Origin of the sequence: Kitasatospora sp. NPDC059577, from assembly GCF_042735475.1 — a bacterium.
Classification (GTDB): Bacteria; Actinomycetota; Actinomycetes; order Streptomycetales; family Streptomycetaceae; genus Kitasatospora.
Genome location: NZ_JBHWBZ010000074.1, coordinates 34129 through 37925 on the forward strand (window position 1 = coordinate 34129; position 3797 = coordinate 37925).

Consider the following 3797-nt stretch of genomic DNA (forward strand, 5'->3'; position numbering starts at 1 on the left):
GGCGCTCGTGAGCTTATTCTGCGCCCGGGCGCGGGCGGCGGGCCGGCCGCCCCGCGGCGCGGGGGCGGGGGCCCGGCGCGCCCCCCCCCCCCCCCCCCCCGGCCGGGGCTGGCTACTCCGTGCCGTCGCCCCGACGGGTCGGCCTCACCTCAGGTGCCGGTCGAAGAAGCGGCCGCCGTCCTCCACCTCGAACCACGGGGTGCCGGTGTGGCCGCCCAGGTTGGCGTGCAGCGTCTTCTCCTTGCTGCCGAAGGCGTCGAACAGGTCCAGGGCCCGCTGCCGGGGATTGCCCTCGTCGTCCCACTGCAGCAGGAACAGCAGCGGTACGGTGATCTGGCGGGCCTCCTCGCGCTGGGCGCGAGGCACGTAGCCCCCGGCGAAGAATCCGGCGGCGGCGATGCGCGGCTCGGCCACCGCCAGTCGGATGCCGACGGCCGTCCATCCCGAGTACCCGACCGGGCCGCCGATCTCCGGCAGCGCCAGCAGGGCGTCCAAGACGGTCCGCCATTCCGGGACCGCGTTCTCGACGAGCGGGCCGACGAAGGACTCGAAGATCTCGTCGACCGGTTCGCCGGCCCGCATCGCCTGCCGCAGGTCGGCGCGGGCCTGATCGTCGGCGGCGGAACGGGGGCGTTCACCGCAGCCGGGGGCGTCGATGGCGGCCACCGCGTAGCCCTGCGCCGCGCAGTGCCGGGCCCGGGCAACCAGCCGGGCTTCGCCCCTGGGCAGGCCGTTGTTGTGGGCCATCAGGATCAGCGGGGCCGGTGCTGCGGATCCGGGCGTCCACAGGGTGCCGGGAATCTCGCCGAGGATGAACTCGCGTTCGAGGACGCCGCCGTCGAGACGCTGTTCGGAAATGAATCGCATGGTCGTGCCTTTCGGGAGAACACTTGAACGGTGCTCCCGGACGACCTACCGCCCGACCGTGACCCCACAGGAGAGCACCCACGTCGAAACTGCGTTCACGGGTACCACCTCCTCGGTCTGTCACACGGCCACCCGAAAGGTAGCAGCGGCCGCCGCGGTCCACCAAACGAATTTCCCGCGCGGGCCGGCACCGTGGCAGCCGCCCCGGCCGCCGGCTCGCCCAACGCCTCGCCCACCGCCTCGGCTACCGGTTGCGTGAGGCACGGCTATCCGATGCTGCGGCCGGTACCGTCCCCGTCCGGACCGGGGGTGTCCCGTCCCAGACCGCGACGGATCGCGATCTCCACGGCCGAGTACGCGCCGTCGGCACGCTCCGGTTCGTACGGCGCGGCCGGCATCAGCGGCGGCTGGGCCATGAAGCGGGGCCGCGCCCCGTGGTGCGGCTGCGCCGCGTGCACCAGGAAGGGGTGGCACAGGTAGACGTCCCCCGGGGCCCCGGTGGCGTGGGCGAGCGGCCGGTGATCGCTCGCCGCCACCAGCTCGGGGGCGAGGTCCGGCACGCTCGCCCCGTCCTCCCCGTACGCCTCCAGCACCTTCGGCACGTCCAGGTGTGAGCCGATCCGGATCCGGGTCGGGGCGTCCTCCTCACCGACCTCGCTGAACAGGAACAGCATCAGCAGCGCCCGGCCCCGGGACCGCAGGTTCGTGAAGTGCCAGGTCTCGCCCTCCGGCAGGTATCCCCCGTCGATGTGCCAGCCCGCGTCGTCCGGCTCCTCCTCGTGCGGGAAGCGCAGCGGGAACGCGCCCAGCGAGTAGCGCGGCTCCCAGCGTCCCATGCCGACGAGCAGGTCGTACGCGTGGTGCAGGGCCGGCGAGTTGGGCGCGGCGGCGAACGGTCCCTGCGCCATACCGCCCACCCAGTGGACGGGTTGCGTCCACGTCGACGGGTCGTCCGGGTCGCAGTCCGTCTCCTGCCACAGCAGCCGTGCGCAGTCCGCGGCCACGCGCGGTGCGACGGCGCCCTCCAGCTTCACGAAGCCGTCGTGCAGGAAGCGGGTTACCAAGGTCGTGTCGTCCATGCCCCCATCCTGCGGCGGAACCGGCTCCCGGCACCCGACACTTCCCGCACCGCCTTCGTCGGGTCGACACCGGGGGGCGCACTCCCGGGCGCACCTGCGTGGTGCTGTTCGCGGTGCCGCACCTGGCTTGACCGGTAGGGGAGTTGCAGCGGGCGGGAGCCCCTGGCCGCCGGAGGCCCGGCCGGAGGTGCCGACCGGAGGTGCCGACCGGCATCCGGGGGCCGGGGGAACGCGGAGGCCGGGGGAACGCGCCTACCGGGTCGACGTGCAGAAGGCGGCCGCGTAGGCGGGGATGAGCGGGGAGCGGTCGGCGCGGCGCCAGGCGAGGACCAGGCGGCTCGGCGGGAGTTCGTCGACCGGGCGGTAGGCGATGCCGTCGACGCGGTGGCGGGCGGTGGCCTGGCCCGGGACGAGCGCGACGGCACGCTGCCACAGAACGGCGTGCAGGCACTCGTCCAGCGACTGCGCGGCTGGCCCGTCGGTGCTCCTGGAGGTCGCCTGCCAGAAGGCCCGCCAGTTCGGATCGGCGCTCTCCGGCAGGCGCACGCACGTGCGGTCGGCCAGGTCCTCAAGGGTCAGGCTGCGCCGCCGGGCCAGCCGGTCGTCGGCGGGGACTGCGGCGTAGCAGCGGTCCTCGCCCACCGTCCGCGTCGCCAACCCCGTCTCGACGAACGGCCCGTAGGTGATCGCCACGTCGACCTGACCGGCCGTCAGTCCGATCAGCGGGTCGCGCAGGTCGCCCTGGCGCAGCTGGACGGTCGTGCCGGGGCAGCTCAGCGTGAAGGCCCGGGCCGCGGGGAAGGACAGCGCGGACTCGCCCGGCCCGAGCACCCCGACCCGCAGCACCCGTTCGCCCGCGGCCCGGCGCACCCGCTCGCGGGCCTCCTGGGCGTTCGCCAGCAGGGCGCGGGCCTCCGTCAGCAGGACCCGGCCCGGTTCGGTCAGCTCCATGCCCCGCGGCGTCCGGACGAACAGTGCGCACCCCAGGTCGGCTTCGAGCTCCCGGATCCGCTGGCTCAGGGGTGGCTGCGACATCTGCAGGCGCCTCGCGGCCCGCCCGACGTTGCGTTCCTCCGCCACCGCGATGAAGTAGCCAAGTCTGCGCAGGTCCATGAGGTCACGATAGTCGTCGGGAGCGATAGCCGGACCATGCCCACTCATCCCCAAACGGTCTTGGACGGGCCCTGCTCCGCACGGCTTGGATCGAGCCATGACCTACCAGCAGCCCTCAGATCTGCGCACCGTACCGACGGTGCGCGCCCTGGCCCAGGACGAGTTCGACGCGTTCATCCGCTTCCACGAGACGGTCTTCCGGGACGGCGGAACGGTCCCGCGCAAGCTGCGCGAACTGGTCGCGCTGGCCGTCGCGATGACGACGCGGTGCTCCTACTGCATCGACACCCACACCCGCGGCGCGGCGGACACGGGGGCCACCCGCGAGGAGATCGCCGAGGTCGGCTTCGTCGCCGCCGCGGTCTGCGCGGGCGGCGCGATGGCCCACGGCCTGCTCGCACTGCGCCTGGACGCCGAGCACCGCCACACCGAGGAGGACACCCGTGCCTAGCCTGATCCGCCGCGTGTTCGGGTACTGCGGCCGCTGCGCGAAGGCGTGTCGGCTCCCCCGGGCCAAGCGCCGCTGAGGCCCGTTCGCGGACCGCCGCCGACCTCCGCGGATCGACGCGGATCGACGCGGATCGACGCGGATCGACGCGGCGACGCCGGACCGGGCGGGGCCCGCGTACCGGCAGACCTGCGCCGGACAGCGCGGGGAACGGCTCCGGGCGGCGGGGGGGGGGGCGGGGGGGGGGTGTTAGCGCCGGGCCCGGCGCGCGGGTCGGCGCGCGAGGGGTA

4 protein-coding genes are annotated in these 3797 nt (G+C 74.4%); 1 reads left to right on the forward strand and 3 read right to left on the reverse strand.

What is annotated here, in order from left to right:
* Positions 1-144 precede the first annotated feature (144 nt).
* The 3 genes from ACFV0O_RS36625 to ACFV0O_RS36635 form a co-directional block, all read right to left on the reverse strand.
* The gene (locus ACFV0O_RS36625) at positions 145-867 is read right to left on the reverse strand and encodes a dienelactone hydrolase family protein (protein WP_380348447.1); all 723 of its coding nucleotides are present in this window, start codon (positions 865-867) and stop codon (positions 145-147) included.
* A gap of 266 nt (positions 868-1133) precedes the next feature.
* Complete coding sequence (locus ACFV0O_RS36630; protein WP_380348449.1) at positions 1134-1946, reverse strand: phytanoyl-CoA dioxygenase family protein; 813 nt, start codon at positions 1944-1946, stop codon at positions 1134-1136.
* Between the two features lie 252 nt (positions 1947-2198).
* Entirely contained in the window at positions 2199-3059 is an 861-nt protein-coding gene (locus ACFV0O_RS36635; protein ID WP_360260673.1) for a LysR substrate-binding domain-containing protein, read from the reverse strand.
* 97 nt (positions 3060-3156) lie between these two features.
* On the opposite strand from ACFV0O_RS36635, the gene ACFV0O_RS36640 reads away from it, so the two are divergent.
* Positions 3157-3510, forward strand: coding sequence for a carboxymuconolactone decarboxylase family protein (locus tag ACFV0O_RS36640; RefSeq protein WP_380348451.1), 354 nt, complete (start codon positions 3157-3159; stop codon positions 3508-3510).
* Positions 3511-3797: the final 287 nt, after the last annotated feature.